Origin of the sequence: Desulfomicrobium apsheronum, from assembly GCF_900114115.1 — a bacterium.
Lineage (GTDB): Bacteria > Desulfobacterota > Desulfovibrionia > Desulfovibrionales > Desulfomicrobiaceae > Desulfomicrobium > Desulfomicrobium apsheronum.
Genome location: NZ_FORX01000012.1, coordinates 1 through 20544, shown reverse-complemented (window position 1 = coordinate 20544; position 20544 = coordinate 1). Strand labels below are relative to the sequence as shown.

The window sequence follows — 20544 nt, the reverse complement described above, 5'->3', positions numbered from 1 at the left end:
ATGCAACCCTCCCTTCATGCCCGAAAGCACATCAGGGCGCACCTTCTTGAGCGCCTGGCCGGCCGCGCGAACGACGACCACGCGGCGATCCGAAGCACCGCGCTGAACCTCTTTTTCCAGGCCAGCTTCAAATTCGAGTCCCTGCGCGATCTCAAATCGCTGTGCGTGCTCGTGCCGGATGTGTGCCTGGACACTCCCGCCTCCCTGTACATGCGTGATCCAAAAGGCACGTTACGGCTGCGCCGGACCACCAGTACGCAAAAATCCAGACTCCTCATCTTTCCCGAACCCTCCTGCCCGAACCAGACCGCCGGCATACGCCTTGAAGGCCTGACCGCGATTCCCATATGCGAAACCGGAACCGAGCCGAAACTGCTTGGCATGCTCTGTCTGCACAAGGACTTGAGTCCGGAGGAAGAAGCGTTCTACCACGAATACGTACACGCCGCAGCCCAGCTCATGGCCGTGAAGCAGGTCGCCATCAGCAACCGCCACCGCCTGACCTTCATCTACAATCTGGTCCGTGACATAGGGCACAACGTCATCGTGCCCAACATGCATTTCAAGCTGCTCTTCCTGCAGATGGAGAAACAGCTTGAGCGCCTCGGTCGCAAGGTGGACGCCCTCTCTCCCGTCCGCTCAAGCTCCCCGGACCGGAAAATCAGGCTTGAGCTTCCAGGCATGATCAAGGTCTTGCAGACAAGACAGAAATTCATCTCCAGGCGCTTTCAGCAATCGAGCCTCTTTCTGGAGAGCCTGCTTCGCCACGGACATTTTGAAAAAGGGCGTTACGATCTGCAGCCGCGCCCCTGCAAATTCAAAAGCCAGATCTTCGAGCCGCAGCTCGATCGCTTCCTGCCCCTGCTCAATGCACAGGGCATCACCATCCGCATCGCCCCGGACGTACGCATCGACGAAGACATCACGCTGGAGGCGGATATCGGCCTTCTTTCGCAGGTTTTTGCCAACCTGCTCTCCAATGCGGTCAAATATACGGAATCCATGCCGGGAGAATCCGGCCGGGAAGAGAAACTGGTCCTTTACGGTTGGGAAAGCAAACCGCAGGCTTTTGGCCCGGGAAAGCCGGGGATCGAGCTTTACATCCGCACCACGGGACATGAGATCCCAAGCCCGGATCGGCCGAAACTTTTCAATGCGGATTTTCGATGCAGCGCCACGGAGAACGTCGAAGGCTCGGGCCACGGCCTTTACTTCGTCAAGCAGATCGTCGAGCTGCACAATGGCCGGGCCGAATATTCCTACGCCGCGCCGATGAACACCTTTCACATCACCCTGCCCTGCCGTGACAATCCCCAAACATCGACGGAGCCCGGATCATGCCCCAATCCATCCTGATCGTCGAAGACGACGAACACCTGCGGAGCTCCCTCGCCACCAATCTCGAAGATGCGGGCTTCAGCATCCATGAGGCCACCGATGCACGAAAGGCCATGCAGCTCTTCATACACCTGGCTCCGGACCTGGTGCTTCTCGACCTTGGAATTTCCGGCGACGAGGGAATGGGCCTGCTTGGCAACATGAAGATATCCCGTCCGTCCACTCCCGTGATCATCGTTTCGGGACGCACGCACATAAGTCACGCCATCGACGCCTTCAAAACAGGAGCCTTCGACTATGTGACCAAGCCGATCCTCAGCATGGACATCTTCATCAACGGCCTGCGCAACTGCCTGGCTCAATCGGGCATGCAGCGGCGCATCCGCGACACCCAGGACCACCTGATCCGGCTGATCGGAAAGCTCCCCGTCATCATTTTCATCATCAACCGCGACCTGGAATTCGAATTTCTGAACCAGGCCACGACGCAGATTCTCGGATATTCGCCGCAGGAGATTCTCAAGTCGCCCAGAGCGTTCCTGAGACGCATCGTACGGGAAGACCGCAAACGCTTCATGGTCGCCTTGAAAAAAAGCCTGCAACCGGAACCAGCCGAATTCAATCTTGAATTTCGTTTTCTGCACAAAAAGGGATATCCCGTCTCCCTCATGCTCCAGTCCATTGCCTCGCCCCTGCCGCCCGGCGGCGTCCCGGACAGGATCGAGGGCATGATCATGGACATGACCCGCAACTCCTACCTGGACAAGCTGCTGCGGCAAAACGAGAAGCTCAGCATGCTGCGCACCATGACCGAAGAGGTGGCACACGAAATCCGCAATCCCCTGGTCGCTCTCGGCGGCTTCGCCCGAAAGCTGCGCCTGCGCTACCCGGAGGCCGTCGAAACCGGGGTCATTCTGGAAGAATGCAACCGGCTCGAACGCCTGCTTCAGCGTATCACCGCCTATCTCGAACCCATCGACGTCACGCTGACCCCCTGCCGGCTGGCCCCCACGGTGAACTTCATCATGAGCCTGGTCTCCAGTCGCCTGGAGCACAAATCAGTCAGCTTCGACATCGAGCTCAAGGATGACCTCCCGCCGGTCCTTGCCGATCAGGAATTCCTGCACCGCATCTTCATCTATCTCATCGGACATGGCGCCGACATCGTCGAGCAATCCGGCACGATGCGCATCACGGCTTCGCAATCCAACGAACTGATCGTGACCAGTCTGATCATGGATCCCGTGCGCACTTTGGCGACAAGTCACGAGCGTCTCATCATGCCCTTCGAGGACGACGAGATGAACCTGGCCATGTGTCTGCTGCTGATCGAACGCATCGGCGGGCATCTGCAGATTGAACAAAAAGATTCCATGGCGCGGCTGACAATGTCCGTGCCCAAGGCCGCCGCGCGCGAGGATAAAATTCCATGTTCCCCTGATGAAAAGGACGACATCAAACGCTGATTTTAAAAATTTCCTCTTTGTGACCACGACATTATGGACGATTAACGGCACATGTTCTATGCTGCTCCTTCAACCGCGCACATTCCCCGCGAGCTTTCGGGAATGCGATCATGAACCTGATCCACACAAGGAGCCTCCATGGCCCAGGATATTAGCTGCGTCAGCGTCGACGACCCCAAACTCTCCTCGCTCTTTCGTCCCTTTGCCCTGAAGATGGAACAGCAAGGCCTGCCCGCCATCGTCATCAATACCTTCAAGTGTTACTTTAACCAATTTCTTTACGGCGCCCAGGGTAAGCTCTCCGACCGGGATATTGTAGCCGTGCATGACGATGAACTTGCAGACTATGATGCCATGGAGCAATTCAAGGCCAAGGGCGAGGAAGCGCTGGACAAGACCGCCGTCATAAAGCTCAACGGCGGCCTGGGCACGAGCATGGGCCTGGAATCGGCCAAGTCGCTCATTCCGGTCAAGGAGGGGCTCAGCTTTCTGGACCTCATCCTGCTCCAGGCCAAGACGGTCCGCACCCACTACGGGGTGGATTTTCCGCAAGTGTTCATGAACAGCTTCAAGACCCACATGGACACCATGCTCAAGGTCGGTGATTTCAACAACGGCACCACCGGCATCGACCTTGCCTTCCTGCAGCATCGTTACCCGAAGATCATGGCCAAGGACCACACCCCGGCGTCCTGGCCCCAGAATCCCGAACTGGAATGGAATCCTCCCGGACACGGCGACATCTACACCGCCATGATCACCTCGGGCATTCTCGACGCCCTGCTGGACAAAGGCTACATCTACGCCTTCATCTCCAACTCAGACAATCTCGGGGCCATCATGAACCGTCGTCTGCTCGGCTACATGGTCCACCACAACCTGCCTTTTCTCATGGAAGTCGCACGGCGCACGGATCAGGACAAGAAAGGCGGACACCTCTGCCGCCTGAAAGAAAACAAGCAGCTCGCCCTGCGCGAAGTGGCCCAGTGCCCCGACACCGAGATGGACTCGTTCTGCGACATCGAAAAATACAAGTTCTTCAACACCAATTCCATCTGGATAGACCTGCGCATCCTGCAGTCCGTTTTCGTTTCGCACCGGATGATGCCCCTTGACCTGATCATAAATCCCAAAAACCTTGATCCTCGCGATCTGTCCTCCCCCAAGGTCTTTCAACTGGAGACGGCCATGGGTTCGGCCATCACCAATTTCCTCAATGCCCAGGCCGTCATCGTGCCCAAAAAACGCTTTGCGCCGGTCAAGACTACCAACGACCTGCTCCTGGTCATGTCCGACTGCTTCGTGCGCACGGATCGCGAAACCATCATCCCCAACCCGGACCGCGTCACTCCCATGCCGTCCATTTCCCTGGACTCGCGGCATTACAAGAAAATCGACGCGTTCCTGGCCCGCTTTCCCAAGAATCCGCTGTCCCTGCTCAAATGCGACAGCCTTGTCGTCGAAGGGGATGTGCTCTTCGAGCAGGATGTGCAGTGCTTGGGCGATGTGCGCATCGTCAATACGGGGCCGAATCAGGTCGTGATCAAGGCCGGCAGCGTGCTGCAGGGAGAAACCCTCTTTGCGTGACGCGGGCTGGAGGTTTCCTCGCCGTGCCCTGCGGCAGGCAGTCCTGGCCTGCCTGCTGCTCCTTTCCCTGTGCCCGGCAAGCGCCATGGCCGCCAAACAGGTATTCATCCTCAATTCCTACCATCCCGACTACAAGTGGTCCGCGGACATCATGCACGGGCTGGAAGCGACCTTGCATCAACATGATCCGGAAGTGCTCATCCACGTCGAACACATGGACACCAAGCGCAATCTCGATCCTGAATATCTCGCAAGCCTTCCTAAATTCATGGAGCTCAAATACGCTTTCCTGCGTCCCGACCTGGTCATCACGGTGGACGAAAGCGCTTTCTTTTTCATTCTTAAACACGGCGCGCGCATCTTCCCGGACACTCCCGTGGTCTTTTGCGGCGTGAACACCAACCCTCTGCCGCCGCTGCCCCGGAACATGACCGGCGTACGCGAATACGCGGACCTGAACACGAACGTGAAGCTCATGCGCAGGCTTCAGCCGCAAATGCGCAAGCTGATGGTCATCGCGGACAAGACCGCCACGGGCGATGCCGCCGTGGCCGAACTGCGCAAGGTCGTTCCCCCGGATCTGCCCATGCAGGTACTTGAGGATACCCCCCTGCCGGAGCTGATGGAGCAGGTCAAAGTGATTGGCCCGGAGACGGGACTTCTCTTTCTGCTCTATTTCCAGGATCGCGATGGCCGGGTCCACGGCGCGACGGAAGCCATCTCGGCCATTTCCCAGGCCAGCCCGGTGCCGGTTTACGGGGTCTGGAATTTTCTCATGGGCCACGGTCTTTTCGGAGGCTACCTGACCAACGGATATGAACAGGGCCGGATCGCGGGCAACATGGCCGGCCGAATCCTGGGTGGCGCGCGCCCAGTCGACCTGCCCGTGACCTATGATGACGCAATCCAGCTGGAAGTGGACATGCGCCAGATGGAGCGCTTCGGAATCACTCCCGACCGTTTGCCGCCGGAGACGAAATTCCTTCACCCCAAAAGGGGGACCGAGCATGAAATCCTGATCCTGCATTCGTACCACACGGGTTTCAAGTGGACCGACGACATTGAAGCCGGAATCAGGGAAAGCCTGGGGGCGGACGCCGCGAACGTGGAAATGCATGTCGAATACATGGACACCAAGCGCCATCCCGAGCCTGAGTTCACCTATCTGAACTACATCCTTATGCGTGAAAAATATCGTTCGGCCAAATTTTCAGCAGTGCTGACCTCCGACGACAACGCCTTCAACTTTGCCCGCCAGTACCGGCAGACCCTGTTCAACAACGCGCCCATCATCTTTTGCGGCGTGAACTATCTCACCGATCAACAATCCCTGTCCGCTCAGGGAATAACCGGAGTGCTCGAATCCTACGACATCGTCAGCACGGTACAGGCCGCCTCCCGCCTTCTGCCCAGAGCCAAAAAGCTTTTCGTCATCAACGACGCCACCCCGACTGGCCATGGCAACCACAATCGCTTCGAGGAGGTTCGCCACCTGCTGCCCACCTCTCTTGAGATCGAACTCCTTGAAAACATTTCCATGACCCGACTGCTGGAACGCTTGCCGACGCTGCCGCCGGACAGCTTCATCCTGCTCATGAGCTTCAACCAGGACCGCGACGGGAACACCTTCTCCTACGAGGAGAGCTGCGAAAAAATCGTGAGCGCAAGCCCCGTGCCGGTCTTTTCCTTCTGGGACTTCTATCTGGGAGCCGGCTCCGTCGGCGGAATGGTCACCAGCGGCCGTCACCAGGGACTGGCCGCCGGAAATCTGCTCCGAAACGTCCTGCGCGGACAAAAAGCCGGCAATCTGCCGATCATTACCATAAGTCCCAACGCATTCATTTTCGACGCCAAGGCCATGAAGAGCCATGGAATGGACTTTGGGCTGCTCCCCAGCGACGCGACGCTCATCAACGACGATTCGGACGCCTACCGACATACCCGCGCCCTGTGGACGATCACGGCCCTGATTCTGATCATCGCCCTGCTGCTCTGCATTCTTGTCGTCTTTTACCGCTATCAGCAGCGCAAACGCCGGGCCCTGGAGCGCTCCGTGCGCCTAGACCCCCTGACGGGAGCGAGCACCAGAAGCGCCTTTGAATCGGAAATGCCGCAAACAATCAGAACAGCCATCGAGAAAAACGAAAGGTTCATGTTCTGCTATGTGGACGTGGACAAGCTCAAGCAGGTCAACGACACTTACGGACATCTTCACGGAGACACCTATCTGAAGGAAATCGTGTCCATCATTCGCGCCTGCGTCCGCGCCAGCGACGAAATCTACCGCATCGGCGGCGACGAGTTCGTGCTCATCTTTCCCGGATGCGGCCCGGATGAGGTTCAACGGGTCTGGAACAAGGTCCTCATACTCATCGACACCACAAACAACTCCGGCAGGATTCCCTACATCATGGGAGTCACTCACGGCTGCACGGTCTTCAACCCGCAGGAGCCGCAGGATCTGGCAACCCTGCTCAAAAAAGCCGACCAATCCATGTACACGCGCAAAAACATCCACGCGTCCTGATCCCGAGTTCTGTCCAGTCCGCCCCTCCGCCATTCCCCTTGCTCAGGGCTCCCGATCCGGAGTCCTGAGCATTTTATCAAGATGCAAAACCAGACATCACTGCAAGAAACCGTCATCCCCTTGAAGAAGGGGATCCATGCCTTTTTAACTACCTGAAAAGAATGGAGCTCGCGCTATTGCCCGACATGGCCCGCCTTCGCGAGAATGACCATCAGGTTCTTTCATGGCTTTTCGCAGCACAGCGATTTCGGACAAAACAAATCCGAATACTCCGAAATGAAAAGCATTTTCCCCCTGTGAAATAATGCACGACGGAATTGTCATACAATCTGTTGCGCAAATCGTTTTAATGATGATAATGTATGAGAAATTCTAGACAATTTATCCGGAGGCAACACGATGAGCATGCGTTTGGGAATCCGAAACAGGTTGCTTTTGTTGGTCGGCGTGATGCTCGTCTTCATCGGCGCGGTAGTCTCTTTTTTCGTATATCAGGCCGCGAACTCCAAATCACAAATGATAGATCGAGTAGGCATCATCATGACCGATGAGGCCAAGGACAAGATCATGGTGCTGACCCAAGCGTTAACGAAAAGCGTCGAGGCCGGCATCAGGAACGTGACCGATCAGGACGAAAAAATCGGCGTCATCAGAAATCTTGTAACCGACATTCGCTTTGAAGAGGATCAATCGGGATATATTTTCGTCTACCAGGGCACCACTAGCAGGATCATGCCGCCAAACCCGGCCCTTGAAGGCACCGACCTCAAGGATCTCAAGGACCCCAACGGACTGTATCTCATTCGCGAACTGAGCGAAGTGGCCGAAAAGGGCGGCGGGTTCGTCGAATACATTTTCGACAAGCCGGGCAAGGGCAACCAGCCCAAGGTCAGTTATTCCACCATGATCCCCGGCACCGACCTCTGGATCGGAACGGGCATCTACATCGACAACATCGCCGAAGCCCAGGCAAAAGTCGCGGCGGACCTGGAAAGCGCGGCCGCAAGGTCCCTGACCATCGCCATGTCCTTCATCGGAGCGGGATTCGCCTTTCTGGTCCTGCCGCTGACCATCTTCCTCATCCGCTCCATCATCACCCCTTTAAAGCGCATGATCGGCATGCTCAAAGACATCGCCCAGGGCGAAGGCGATCTGACCGCTCGCCTCAAGGACACCTCCGGCACGGAAACCCAGGAACTGGCCGAATGGTTCAACAAGTTCGTGGAGCAGGTGCATGGCATCATCCGCGAGGTGGCCGGCAACTCCGCGCAGGTCAATCAGGCCTCGACGGGCCTGCTCGGTCTGGCCACCAACCTGCGCGGCGCTTCCAGCGACATGACCGCCAAGTCCACCAATGTGGCCGCAGCCACCGAAGAGATGAGCTCCAACATGAACTCCGTGGCCTCGGCCATGGAAGAATTCTCCATCAATATCGGCACAGTGGCCACCGCCTCCGAGGAAATGACGGCGACCATCGCCGAAATCTCCCAGAACGCCAGCAAGGCCAAGGACATTACCGGTCACGCCGTCGGCAAGGCCACGGAGGCCTCTCGCCGGGTGGATGAGCTTGGTGTTGCCGCGCGGGAAATCGACAAGGTCACCGAGACCATCACGGCCATCTCCTCCCAGACCAACCTGCTGGCCCTCAACGCCACCATCGAGGCGGCCCGGGCCGGAGAAGCCGGACGCGGTTTTGCCGTCGTCGCCAACGAGATCAAGGAACTGGCCATGCAGACCGCCCGCGCCACCGAGGAAATCCGGGGCAAAATCCAGGGCATCCAGAGCGCGACCGGAATCACGGTTTCTGAAATCCAGCAGGTCAGTCAGGTCATCAACGAAGTGGACATCATCGTCGGCACCATCGCGGCCGCCGTCGAGGAGCAATCCGTCACGACCCGCGATATCGCGGACAACGTCGGCCAGGCTTCGCAGGGAGTACAGGAAGTGAACGAGAACGTGTCCCAGGCCGAGGCCGTGACCGGCGATATCGCCCGGGAAGTCACCGCCGTCAGCGCGGCTTCGGGAGACATCGCCCATTCAGCCGAGGCAGTGCAAGCCAGTTCCGAGAGCCTGAGCGGACTGGCCCGCGACCTCAACGCCATGGTCGGCAAGTTCAAAATCTGATAAATCCCTCTTTAGCTGATCGAAAAGCCCGGTTAAACGCCGGGCTTTTTCGTTGGGAAGCAAAAATCGCGTTCAAAGACACATAAACAGCATTTGTCATCCCAATTAGGCGGTTCTGAAGCGTTCAACATGCTCATGTCCCCGCCTTCCTTTTCTTGCAATGTTTGTGACAATTGGTGTAACAATCAATAATATCAATTTATATTATCCTTGGAGGACGTTCATGGCCATTCGATTCGGCATCCGCAACCGCTTACTCTTTCTGGTCGGCATCATGATCATTTTCATGGGCGCGGTCGTCTCCTTCTTCGTCTATCAGGCCAGCGGAACAAAAAACCAGATGATCGATAAGGTCGGACAGATCATGAACGCCGACGCGCGCGACAAGATCATGGTCGCGACCACGAACATGGCCGCGAGCCTCGGTTCGGCCGTTGAGGGGATGACGACCGATTCGGAACGGGTCGCCACCATCAGCCATCTCATCAACAACATTCGCTTCGAAGAGGACAAATCAGGCTACTTCTTCGTCTATCAGGAAACGATCTGCCGGGTCCTGCCGACGAAAAAGGAGCTTGAGGGCAAGGATCTTGGAGGAAACAAGGATGTCAACGGGATCACGTATGTTCTGGAGATGAGCAAAAAGGCGCATGCAGGCGGTGGATTCGTCGAGTACGTGTTCGACAAGCCGGGCAAGGGCGACCAGCCCAAGATTGCCTATTCGATGATGATCCCGGGCACCGATTTATGGATCGGAACCGGGGTGTACATCGACAATATCGCCGAAGCCCAGGCGGCAGTGGCCGCGGACCTTGAAAGCGCGGCCGCAAGGTCCCTGACCATCGCCATGTCCTTCATTGGAGCCGGATTCGCCTTTCTGGTCCTGCCGCTGACCATCTTCCTCATCCGTTCCATCATCACCCCTCTGAAGCGCATGATCGGCATGCTCAAAGACATCGCCCAGGGCGAAGGAGATCTGACCGCTCGCCTCAAGGACACCTCCGGCACGGAAACTCAGGAACTGGCCGAGTGGTTCAACAAGTTCGTGGAGCAGGTGCATGGCATCATCCGCGAGGTGGCCGGCAACTCCGCGCAGGTCAATCAGGCCTCGACGGGCCTGCTCGATCTGGCCACCAACCTGCGCGGCGCTTCCAGCGACATGACCGCCAAGTCCACCAATGTGGCCGCCGCCACCGAAGAAATGAGCTCCAACATGAACTCCGTGGCCTCGGCCATGGAAGAATTCTCCATCAATATCGGCACAGTGGCCACCGCCTCCGAAGAAATGACGGCGACCATCGCCGAAATCTCCCAGAACGCCAGCAAGGCCAAGGACATTACCGGTCACGCCGTCGGCAAGGCCACGGAGGCCTCTCGCCGGGTGGATGAGCTTGGTGTTGCCGCGCGGGAAATCGACAAGGTCACCGAGACCATCACGGCCATCTCCTCCCAGACCAACCTGCTGGCCCTCAACGCCACCATCGAGGCGGCAAGGGCCGGAGAAGCCGGACGCGGCTTTGCCGTCGTTGCCAACGAGATCAAGGAACTGGCCATGCAGACCGCCCGCGCCACGGAGGAAATCCGAGACAAGATCCAGGGCATCCAGGGCGCGACCGGGGTCACGGTTTCGGAAATCCAGCAGGTCAGTCAGGTCATCAACGAAGTGGACTCCATCGTCGGCACCATCGCGGCCGCTGTCGAGGAGCAGTCCGTCACGACTCGCGATATCGCGGACAACGTCGGCCAGGCATCGCAGGGAGTGCAGGAAGTGAACGAGAACGTGTCCCAGGCCGAATCAGTGACCCGCGACATCGCCAAGGAAGTGGCTTCCGTGAACGAAGCCTCCGGCGACATCGCCCAGTCGGCCGAGGCGGTGCAGGCCAGCTCCGAAAGCCTGAGCGGCCTGGCCCGCGACCTCAACGCCATGGTCGGCAAGTTCAGGATCTGAGTTTGGCAGAGAAGACTCGCAATCAAGCCCGGCTCGAAAGGCCGGGCTTTTTCTTTGGTAGGGAGGTGACGCGGATTTTCGATTACGTCGCAGAGCGGTTGCGGGTTGGTCCGGTCAGGTTACTTTGACTGTCGGACCGAGCCAGGCATCGTTGGCAAAATCGTTGCCGTTCGGCTTGCTCCTCTTTTACGTCCTGCATGCAACGATTACGTCGTACGAGGCCAGCGAGAGAGTTTCGAAGCGGCCTGACCGGACCAACCCGCGCCCGCCACGGTACAGTCATGCGTTGTCATTGCAATATGATGGTGCACGTAGCTCGATTGGAAGCATCAAAAAGCAGAGACGCCTGGAGCCGGAAGGCCATCGCGGATGCGCAGAGAAAAATCCGGATCATCGCCGAGGGCACGGGCACGGGCGTTGATGTGGCTGATCCGCTTGAGTTCAGCGAAGGGCAGCCGGGTGTCGAGCATGCCGCGCTCATAAGCCATCTCGTCCACGAAGCCGTTGACCAGTATGCGCCAGTCGATACGGGCATCTCTGGTGTAGGGGCGGGCGTGACCACGGATATTGCTCGTACAGTTGCTAATAAGGGCGTTGTACCACTGCGGACGCGCATAAAGCTCGTTGATCTGATGCAGGTACTGCAGGAAAACCGGCCCCGCCACGTCCGGGTTGAAAGCCAGCCGATACAGATACACGTCCTCATTGCGAAAATTTGTGCGCAGGCGAACCAGATCGCGCTCGTCGGCCAGCACATAAATCAGTTCGTACTGTCGAAAGAATCCGCGCAACGCGGAATATTCTTCGTCAACGGTCTTGCGGGTTTCGATGGAGACGCAAACGAAGTCGTCATCCCCGAATTGAAAGCTGAGCATGGTATGGGCAATGAGCGGCGAACCCCAGTAAACCAGAAACAGGTCCACAGCCTTGAGCTGTGAGAGGCGCACGGTCTTGTCGTAATGATTGACGGTGTACTGGGTTTCGGAAGTGTATTCGCAATTTCGGATATTGCGCAGAGTGATCAGGTCACCATTGATTTCGGCACGCGGCAGGATGGCGACATCGGGTTGCCAGTCTCTGGTATTCGACGGTTCCAGGGCAAACCACCAGACCAGAATCAGGAAAAACGCAGGACCGAACACGGACAGGCGCATCCGCCACCCGCGCAACATGAGGGCTCCCAGCAGCAGCGCCCCCTGCCGCCACTGCGGCCGGAACGCGCCAGAACTGCGGCAGATCGCCATAATAAACGGCCGGCACAGTCCACAGGACAGCCCCCAGCAGCACGACATAGAGCAGCGCCTGAGCGCCAATGCGGACAAGTTTTCGCATGAATATCACTTTAGTTTCAGCGCGCACATTTTAAGCAGCGGCCTGCATGTTGACCAGACCCGAGGGAAATGCCCTGTCAGGACAGTGCCCGCCCATCGGGGTCAGCCGACAAGCGGGGAAAGCAGCACGCCCTTGGCCAGCAGTTCCTCGAACTCCTGCGCGGGAACAGGCCGGCTGGCAAGATAGCCTTGCAGCACGATGGGTCCCATGGACGCCAGCAGGCTTCGTTGGGCCTGGGTTTCCACGCCCTCGGCGACCAGACGCAGATTGAGGGTCTGGGCCATGGACACGATGGCCGCGACGATGGCCCGGCTGTCGGGATCGTCGGTGATGTCCTTCACGAAGGAACGATCGATCTTGAGCCCGTCGATGGGCAGGCGCTTCAGGTAGGAAAGGGAGGAATACCCTGTCCCGAAGTCGTCGAGAAAAAAGGTTCCCCCCGCTTCGCGCAGATTGAGCAACGTCGTCTCGGCCTTGCTCACATCGCCCATGAGCATGGACTCGGTAATCTCGAAATACAATTTTCCCGGACGCAGATCCGTGTGCAGCAGCACCTCACGCAGGGTCAGGACCAGATCCGTTCCGGAAAATTGCCGCGAGGATATGTTCACGGACATGGTCAAATCGTGCCCTGCATCCTGCCAGAGCTTGGCCTGATGCGCGGCCGTGCGCAGCACCCAGTCGCCTAGCGGCAGGATGAGCCCGGAATCCTCGGCCAGGGGAATGAACTCCGCCGGAGAGATGAGCTTGCCGTCGCTACGCCATCGGATGAGCGCCTCGGCCCCGAGAATTTCCCCGCTCTGGATATGCACCAGCGGCTGGTAGAAAAGCTCGAACTCCTGCGCCTCGATGGCCTTGCGCAGCTTGTATTCCATGGAAATGCGCCGATGCGCGGCCACGTCCATCTCCGGGGTGAAATACTGGTAATTGTTGCGCCCCATGCTTTTGGCCCGGTACATGGCCATGTCCGCGTTCTTGATCAGCTTCGATCCCTCGGAGCCATCGTCGGGGGCGATGGTCACACCGATACTGGCCGTGACGAAATACTCGACGTCCCCGTGATGAAACGGAGTCTTCAAGGCATCGAGCATCCGGTTCGCGATGTGGCTGGCGGCATCGACCGATTCGATCTCCGGCAACAGAACCAGAAATTCGTCTCCGCCCAGTCGGGCCAGGGTGTCCCCGCTGCGCAGGAGCTTTTCCATACGGCGGGAGAGTTCCACCAGCAACGCATCGCCGACGCCGTGTCCCAATCCGTCGTTGATGGTCTTGAAGTTGTCGAGATCGAAAAAGAGAAGCGCGAGCTTGCCGTTGCTGCGTTCAAGTTGCGCCAGCGCCATGCGCAGTCGGTCGCCGAGTAGAATGCGGTTGGGCAGACCAGTCAGGGCGTCGTGCTGGGCCTGGTATTCCAGGGCGTCCTGCTGCCGCTTGAGCTCGGTTATGTCGTGAAAAATGGAGACATAGTTGGTGATCTCTCCCGCATCGTTCCTGATCGCGCTGATGGTCAGCCACTCGGGATAGGATTCGCCGTTCTTGCGACGGTTCCAGATTTCACCGGCCCAGTGCCCATCCGCCACGAGCTTGGCCCACATCTCCTGATAGAAATGCTGCGGATGGCGATCGGACTTGAGGATGCGCGGATTGCCACCCACGGCCTCTTGCGGAGTGTACCCGGTGATGATGCTGAAGCCTGGATTGACCTGTTCGATGGTCCCATGGGCGTCGGTGACCACGATGCCCTCTACGGTGTTCTCGAAAACCTTGGCGGCCAACATGAGCTTCTCCTCGGCCTTCTTGCGCATGGTGATGTCGCGAACCACCGCCAAGTAGAACTCCGGATGATCCCCCTTGCCCCACAGGGGTGAAATGGTCGCCTGCCCCCAAAACACAGCTCCATCCTTGCGCACATAGCGCTTCTCCAGAGTGATCTCCTTGTGCGTCCTCGCGGCCAGGCTCTGCATGGTATCCACGGATGCCTGCCAGTCGTCGGGATAAATAAGATCGCGCGGGGAAAGCTGGCTCAACTCCGCGGGTGAGTAGCCCATCAGCTCGGAAAATTTCTGGTTCACCTTGATGAAACGCTGCGCCCCCCCCTCGAACTGAACCACGCCTACGCTGGCCATCTCGAAAAAGGCCCTGAAACTGCGCTCGCTGGCGGACAAGGCGGCGGTACGTTCGTGAACCTGCCTGCTGAGCCGGGCATTGAAAAAGAAAAGCATGGCCGTGATCCCGGTCCCGACAAACAGGATAATGCCCAGAACGATCAAGGTCGTACGGATGGCCTGCTGCTTGCGGGCCAGGAGGTTCTCCTTGAATTCCGGATAGAGAAATCCGGACAGGTCATAATCCGGAGCCATCATTCCAAGCTTGACATAAAGGTTTGCGATGTACCGCCAGCGCTCGGGATTCATGTGGCCGATCTCGACAAAATCCGGGCGGATCAGCCTGCGCATGGTCTTGGCTTCGAAAAGAAGATGTTCCATTGAAAGCTCGGAGGAATATCGGACGCGGATGAGCTGGGCCAGTTCCTGCGGATTCTCCATGGCATATCGCCAGCCGCGCTGCACCGCGCGCAGAAAAGCCTCGACCCGCTCCGGATGTTTTTGCACCTGCTCTTCGGTCGAGACCAGACAGTCGCCGTAGAAATCCACTCCGTAATTGATGGGCCTGATGAACGCGGCGGGAACACCGCGCTCCTGCATGTGGTAGGGCTCACTGGTCAGGTAGGCGCTCATGGCATCGACCTTGCCCGACACAAGATCGTCAATACTCCAGGAATGCGGAACCAGGGTCACGCTCTCCAGCGCAACCCCCTCGCTGACGAGCATGGCCAGACATTCCGGATCCGTTGCGGAGGTCATCATGATGCGCTTGCCGCGCAGGTCATGCGGAGAATCCAGACGAGACTCCTTGAGCGTCATCATGACGCTTGGCGAATGCTGGAAAATGGCGGCAAGAGCGACGAGGGGACTGCCTTCCTGGCGTTTGATGAGACTCGCGGGAGAATCCACGGCAAACTCGGCCTCCCCGGCGACCAGTCTGGTGGCCGGGTCAATGCCCGGCGAGCCCTCAAGCAGCTCGACCTGCAGTCCTTCGTCCTCGAAAAAACCTTGGGTCACGGCCGCGTAGTACCCGGCAAACTGAAACTGATGTCGCCATTTGAGCTGCAATCGAACCTTTTGGGCTGAATTGACGGCAGCGTAAACACTGTCGCAAGGCGCAAAAAAAAGACCGGCCACAACCAAAACGGCAAGAATCATCGGCAAAACGGAAATAGGACCCATTACGGTCCACGGGAAAAGACAAACAGGGCAAGAATGTGTACGCATAGGGCAAAACCTAACATTCCGACACAACGGGTCAAGAGCAAACACGCACCCCTTCCCGGCCGGGCGGGGAGACAATTTCCTGATGACCGCCGCAAACTTCCCGTGTAGGCGAGGCCAGACGCTTTTCACCAAGGACTGGATCGATGACCAACAACGACATTCTGCGCCGACTGCGCTATGCACTGAACCTGGACAACGCCGGTGTCATCCGGCTCTTTACCCTGGGTGGACACGGCCTGAGCCAGGAAGATCTCGATCTCCTGCTCAAGAAGGACGACGAACCGGGTTTCGTGGACTGCCCGGATGTGCTGCTGAGCGCGTTTCTGGACGGCCTGATCACCTCCCGGCGCGGCGTCCGGGAAATGGCCCCTGAAACGGCCGAGACGCTGAACAACAACCTGATCCTACGCAAGATCCGCATCGCCCTTGAGCTCAAGGACTCGGACATGATCCGTGTCCTGGACGCAGGCGGCATGGAAATCTCGAAATCCGAACTTTCCGCCCTCTTCCGCAAACAGGGGCATCGTAATTTCGTGTACTGCCGGGATCAGCTTTTAAGAAAATTTTTGAGCGGGCTTGCGAAAATCTCGCGGGAGGAACTTTCATGATTGAATTCGGCAAAACCGCGACCCTCAAGGTCATGAAAATGGTCACGGGCGGAGCCTATCTCGACGGCGAAAACCTGGGTGAGGTCTTCGTGCCCAAGCGTGAACTTCCGACGGGCACGGCTGTTGGCGACAGCCTGAGCGTCTTTTTGTACCGGGACTCCGAAACCGTGCTCACGGGCAGCGTGACCAAACCCAAGGCCGAAGTCGGCCAGTGCGCCTTCATGAAGGTCGTGGCCGTGACCAAGTCCGGAGTCTTCGTGGACTGGGGCCTGCCCAAGGACCTCTTTGTCCCGTCAATCGAGCAGTACAAGGCGCTGGAGGAAGGCCGCTCCTACGTCATCCTCGTGTACATCGACGAACGCACCGGCCGTCTGGCGGGCACGGCCAAGCTGCACTCCTACCTGAGCGAAGAGGGAGAAGGATTCAAGCCGGGTCAAGAAGTGGATCTGCTCATCAGTGGCTTCTCGGAACTCGGTTTCAAGGCCGTGATCAACAACACCCACCTAGGGCTGGTCTTTCGCGACGACGCACCCGGCGAGTTGCGCTATGGCCAGCGCATGAAGGGCTTCATCAAGGCCATCCGCCCGGACGGCAAGATCGATCTGTCCCTGCTGCCTCCCGGCAGGTCCGGCCTGGACATGCTGGGTGACCGCATCCTGACCCATCTGGCGGCATGCGGTGGAAGCACAGATCTGACGGACAAAAGTCCGGCCGAATACATCGCCGCCGCCTTCGGGGCCAGCAAGTCCAACTACAAAAAAGCCCTGGGCCGCCTCTACAAGCAAAAGAAAATCAGCATCGAACCGGACCGGATCGTGTTGCTCTGAACCTGAATCGGAGGCGCAAGACCACAAGGGTCAACGTAAAAGAGCCACAGAAAAATCCCTGCGGCTCTTTTACGTTGCATGAAGCGGGAATGGCGCTGGCCCGCTAGCCTCGGCGATCCACCAGATCCTGCAGCGGCTTGGGCAGAATTCCTCTCAATTTCAGGGCAATGGCTTTCTCGTGGCGTTGCCAGATGATGCCAAGCCAGATCACGCCAAGCCCAATGATGGTCAGCACGAAAGGAAAGAGCAGGCTGTCCTTGAAGACGTTCCAGGACAGATAGCCCAGATAGCCCGCCGCGCCCAGGCCACCGAAAACGGCGAAAACCCTGCGCCGCAACGCCGCGCCGCAGAAGATGAGCAGCATGTTGATGCAGAAATAGAGAAATTTGTTCAACTCGCTGTCGGAGCGCATCAGCGAAAGCCCGCCCCAGAACGCAGTGACCCCAAAAATGTAGAGCCAGAAGGCGTAGTCTTTTTCACCCCTGGTGCGGATGTCGATCCACAGGGCAACAAGGGTGATGACCACGCCGGACCAGAGCGAGACGAGCTTGCGCAGTTCCCAGTTGACGTCGGCCTGGCCGAAGATGAAAGGCGTCAGGTCCATGCTCATGTACCACAGCGTCGCGGCCACGGGCATGACCAGAAACGGCAACCGGTAGCGCCAGAGCAAGATCGCCCCTGCGGCCAGGGTACCCAGCTCCATGAAGATCCAGCGCCAGTCGATATAGACATGGTAGTCGCGGTAAACCCGTCCATCGGCCCACCAGCCCATGGCTACCTGGAATCCGTAGATCGCAAGCGGAGTCAGGACCACGACAAAGGTGGCGATGATCCCGGCCGGGATGGGCAAGCGGCGCTTGTGCAGAAAATTTTCGGTGAGCAGAAGGCCGGCCAACGCGTAGGCCACGGCAATACCAAGCAGCCCCCACCCCCCGAACGACTCCCAGCCCAGGGTCATGAACAGGCTCATGGCGCCGATGGCCATGAGGCCGCCCAGATAATAAAGGACGTGGGTGAAGCGAAAACCCGGCGTGTCCACGGCCGAAGCCTCAAGAAACTCCCACAACAGCCCCGCCTGTCCGGCATCGAGTATACCCTTTTCCACCGCCTGTCGCAGCCTGCTTCTGCTGACGTCCATGCATCCTCCGGATTTCGTGACATGTCCGGACAACGAGCCCGGAATGCACACCCTTTATTACCGGTGGCGCCGACAAGGCAACGGACAATCGCGATCATACCGATCGCCCATTATCACAATACTCTTTGTGCCACTTCTCTTGGCTAACTGAAATCTAATCAACTCATGAATGTTCTGCCGGAGGCAGGCCTCATAAATTTATCATGGAGACCTGATTCAGATTGATTGAACAACATAATAAGAATTCCGTTTACACGAAATTTCGGACATCCTCCCTTTATAACCAACTTGATATTTAAAATTGATTTCATTTTTTGGGATTAATCTTCTTTTCTTCGATATACCACTATTGTAGATACATCTGGCCAATTAAGATCTATGCTCGAAATTTTTACAATAATATCAAAGTCAATTTGGCAAGTTTGCAAAGCTTCAAATTCAGATTTTAAATCATCAATTTCTTCCATATCATTCACTGATAGATTCTCAAGAACTATTGTAATAATTATTTTTTCATTTAATTCAGAGATATACACCATTCTAAAGTTTGAAGATATTACTCCGAGCAAGGACTGCACTAAAATCAATGATTGTTCTTGCAAAAATGTCATAAGATTAATTTCCTTTATGGTATCCAATTAGGATTCATAGGCACAACACTCGGGCTCTTTGTCCCTTTAATCATAAACACATTGGTCGGTTGATTTGTAAAACCTGATAAAATATTTACATTCGTCCCTGTAATACCTTCATATCGAACAATCGGAAATCCTTGTTTAGACTTACCAAGTATTGTAGTTTTTCCAGATCGGAAGGAGTCAAGTACATTTTGTGCATCTTCAAGACTATTTAAAAAACCACCGCCACGATATTCTTTGCGTCCAACTATATGTCGCAATTGCTTTTGACTAATTTTACCAGAAACTACAGCAAAGTCACCAACCGCATACTTTGAAGCTACCCCAACCGCCCCATCCCCAACCTTCGCAAGCCTCGCCGCTTCCGCAGCCTCCACTGTCGCAGCGAACTTCGGGGCTGCGGATTTCAGCCCGCTCATCAAGCCCTTCGCAGTTCCTATGGCCCCGACGAGAACCGTGCCTACTTCGTAATGGAATTCTCCAAACAGATTGCCCGCGCGATAATAGTCCCCTTCCCTGACAGCCAGCAAGTATTCATTCCACTTTTTTTCTAGCCCTTCAACTACGGCTGGGCCAACCTCATCGATGTGTTGCGTTAAGTATACAACTGCATCTGTGAAATCATGCACGGTATTTGTGAAATTGAGGGCATTCTCTTGAAACAGAAGTCCGCCGCTCGCACTGCAGAACATGTAACCTGACATGTCGTTGAGAAAGAGCAAAACGGACTTCGCGTCTGAACCTGCAGCCTGAAGGCCGCCTGTGACAGTACCGACTACGTATTTTCCACTATTTATTGTGATTGCTTGCGAATCAGAAAGAATATTATCGGAGGATGCCAACAACGCAACGAAGCGCGAATCTCTCTGGAGCGAATCAATGAAAGCCTGCGCCTCGGCTTCCGTCAGATTGCTCCAACCACCTTTCGCATCGACTAACTTACCGATCTCACCCATCAAGTCGGCGTACAGGGCATATTTTTGAAGCACGGCATCGGCCTGCTCATCGGTCATTCCCTTTTCAATGAGCTTACCCCGGAAGGACAGCTGGTTATCCACACTGTCCTGGAGACGTTGATCGTCAGGTAGCGCCTGTTTCACCAGTTGGGCCAGCTTTTCCAGATTGCTTCTGATCCCTTCAAAACCGCTCGCGATTTCCCGGATCGCCGAACTGTCGACATACACGATTACCGAAATCTGTTCGTCCCTGGTGATCTCCCGGGCCCTCCTCAGGTCCCGGTTCAACCCCTCCAGGCCGCTGTCGGGGTCGGAGCGGATGATGATCTCGCCTGCGCCGATGGTGGCGCGATTGACTTGGCGACGGTCTCCGGAATTGTAACCGCCATCGAAAGTGCTGGAAGATGACGTTTCCCCCTCTCCGCCGAAGGAGTAAGAACCTGACAGGCTGACCTGGAGGTTCTTGGATTTATCGTGATCCTTGATATCCCCGTAGGTCAGGGTGCCCGTATCCAGCTTGAGATTCCCGTTCTTGGCGGCGATGACCGCGCCCTCGACATGCGTGTTCTTCTCGGTGCGGATATCGACCTCTTCCTGGCCGATAAGCGAGGTCTGCCTGTTCACCCAGGCTGAGTCAGCCGAATTCTTGCCCATGCCCACATGGGCATCGGCGGAGAAACCATAGCCGAAGGTGACCGAACCGCCAGCGTTCCAATTGGAACCGGC

Annotated in this window: 13 protein-coding genes; 8 read left to right on the top strand and 5 right to left on the bottom strand. The window is 57.0% G+C overall.

Annotated elements, in window-relative coordinates; all coding sequences use genetic code 11:
• The 6 genes from BMZ40_RS11665 (at position 1) to BMZ40_RS11640 (ending at position 10990) form a co-directional block, all read left to right on the top strand.
• Complete coding sequence (locus BMZ40_RS11665) at positions 1 to 1356, top strand: sensor histidine kinase (protein WP_092375786.1); 1356 nt, start codon at positions 1 to 3, stop codon at positions 1354 to 1356.
• Complete coding sequence (locus tag BMZ40_RS11660; RefSeq protein WP_092375783.1) at positions 1338 to 2804, top strand: response regulator; 1467 nt, start codon at positions 1338 to 1340, stop codon at positions 2802 to 2804. Before BMZ40_RS11665 ends, BMZ40_RS11660 begins: the two co-directional genes overlap by 19 nt.
• A gap of 138 nt (positions 2805 to 2942) precedes the next feature.
• A complete protein-coding gene (locus tag BMZ40_RS11655; protein WP_092375780.1) occupies positions 2943 to 4391 on the top strand; it encodes a UTP--glucose-1-phosphate uridylyltransferase in 1449 nt (482 codons plus the stop codon).
• Positions 4384 to 6918 (top strand): ABC transporter substrate binding protein, encoded by a 2535-nt coding sequence (locus BMZ40_RS11650; RefSeq protein WP_092375777.1) that lies wholly within the window; start codon positions 4384 to 4386, stop codon positions 6916 to 6918. The genes BMZ40_RS11655 and BMZ40_RS11650 overlap by 8 nt, the downstream gene beginning before the upstream one ends.
• A gap of 399 nt (positions 6919 to 7317) precedes the next feature.
• Positions 7318 to 9042, top strand: coding sequence for a methyl-accepting chemotaxis protein (locus BMZ40_RS11645; protein ID WP_092375773.1), 1725 nt, complete (start codon positions 7318 to 7320; stop codon positions 9040 to 9042).
• A gap of 223 nt (positions 9043 to 9265) precedes the next feature.
• The gene (locus BMZ40_RS11640; RefSeq protein ID WP_092375771.1) at positions 9266 to 10990 is read left to right on the top strand and encodes a methyl-accepting chemotaxis protein; all 1725 of its coding nucleotides are present in this window, start codon (positions 9266 to 9268) and stop codon (positions 10988 to 10990) included.
• A gap of 329 nt (positions 10991 to 11319) precedes the next feature.
• On the opposite strand, the gene BMZ40_RS11635 is transcribed toward BMZ40_RS11640, so the two are convergent.
• Both BMZ40_RS11635 and BMZ40_RS11630 read right to left on the bottom strand, forming a co-directional pair.
• A complete protein-coding gene (locus BMZ40_RS11635) occupies positions 11320 to 12234 on the bottom strand; it encodes an Lnb N-terminal periplasmic domain-containing protein (RefSeq protein WP_177193144.1) in 915 nt (304 codons plus the stop codon).
• 189 nt (positions 12235 to 12423) lie between these two features.
• Positions 12424 to 15582 carry an EAL domain-containing protein gene (locus tag BMZ40_RS11630; RefSeq protein ID WP_245751099.1) on the bottom strand — a complete coding sequence of 1053 codons (3159 nt, stop codon included), beginning with the start codon at positions 15580 to 15582 and terminating at the stop codon, positions 12424 to 12426.
• Between the two features lie 212 nt (positions 15583 to 15794).
• Between BMZ40_RS11630 and BMZ40_RS11625 the strand changes: the two genes are divergently transcribed.
• Entirely contained in the window at positions 15795 to 16259 is a 465-nt protein-coding gene (locus tag BMZ40_RS11625) for a YehS family protein (protein WP_092375763.1), read from the top strand.
• Positions 16256 to 17086 carry a CvfB family protein gene (locus BMZ40_RS11620; protein ID WP_092375760.1) on the top strand — a complete coding sequence of 277 codons (831 nt, stop codon included), beginning with the start codon at positions 16256 to 16258 and terminating at the stop codon, positions 17084 to 17086. The genes BMZ40_RS11625 and BMZ40_RS11620 overlap by 4 nt, the downstream gene beginning before the upstream one ends.
• Positions 17087 to 17189: 103 nt before the next feature.
• Here the strand turns inward: BMZ40_RS11620 and BMZ40_RS11615 are convergent, their stop codons facing one another.
• The 3 genes from BMZ40_RS11615 to BMZ40_RS11605 form a co-directional block, all read right to left on the bottom strand.
• Positions 17190 to 18224, bottom strand: coding sequence for a DUF2157 domain-containing protein (locus BMZ40_RS11615; RefSeq protein WP_092375756.1), 1035 nt, complete (start codon positions 18222 to 18224; stop codon positions 17190 to 17192).
• A gap of 320 nt (positions 18225 to 18544) precedes the next feature.
• The gene (locus tag BMZ40_RS11610; RefSeq protein ID WP_092375751.1) at positions 18545 to 18835 is read right to left on the bottom strand and encodes a MafI2 family immunity protein; all 291 of its coding nucleotides are present in this window, start codon (positions 18833 to 18835) and stop codon (positions 18545 to 18547) included.
• Between the two features lie 14 nt (positions 18836 to 18849).
• A partial coding sequence (locus BMZ40_RS11605) for a hemagglutinin repeat-containing protein (RefSeq protein ID WP_177193143.1) occupies positions 18850 to 20544 on the bottom strand: 1695 nt, incomplete at its 5' end.

Coding starts and splice junctions, on each gene's coding strand:
- BMZ40_RS11665 (WP_092375786.1), top strand. CDS start 1: ATGCAACCCTCCCTTCATGCCCGAAAGCACATCAGGGCGCACCTTCTT.
- BMZ40_RS11645 (WP_092375773.1), top strand. CDS start 7,318: ATGAGCATGCGTTTGGGAATCCGAAACAGGTTGCTTTTGTTGGTCGGC.
- BMZ40_RS11640 (WP_092375771.1), top strand. CDS start 9,266: ATGGCCATTCGATTCGGCATCCGCAACCGCTTACTCTTTCTGGTCGGC.
- BMZ40_RS11625 (WP_092375763.1), top strand. CDS start 15,795: ATGACCAACAACGACATTCTGCGCCGACTGCGCTATGCACTGAACCTG.
- BMZ40_RS11630 (WP_245751099.1), bottom strand. CDS start 15,582: ATGATTCTTGCCGTTTTGGTTGTGGCCGGTCTTTTTTTTGCGCCTTGC.
- BMZ40_RS11610 (WP_092375751.1), bottom strand. CDS start 18,835: ATGACATTTTTGCAAGAACAATCATTGATTTTAGTGCAGTCCTTGCTC.
- BMZ40_RS11660 (WP_092375783.1), top strand. CDS start 1,338: ATGCCCCAATCCATCCTGATCGTCGAAGACGACGAACACCTGCGGAGC.
- BMZ40_RS11615 (WP_092375756.1), bottom strand. CDS start 18,224: ATGGACGTCAGCAGAAGCAGGCTGCGACAGGCGGTGGAAAAGGGTATA.
- BMZ40_RS11635 (WP_177193144.1), bottom strand. CDS start 12,234: ATGGCGATCTGCCGCAGTTCTGGCGCGTTCCGGCCGCAGTGGCGGCAG.
- BMZ40_RS11655 (WP_092375780.1), top strand. CDS start 2,943: ATGGCCCAGGATATTAGCTGCGTCAGCGTCGACGACCCCAAACTCTCC.
- BMZ40_RS11620 (WP_092375760.1), top strand. CDS start 16,256: ATGATTGAATTCGGCAAAACCGCGACCCTCAAGGTCATGAAAATGGTC.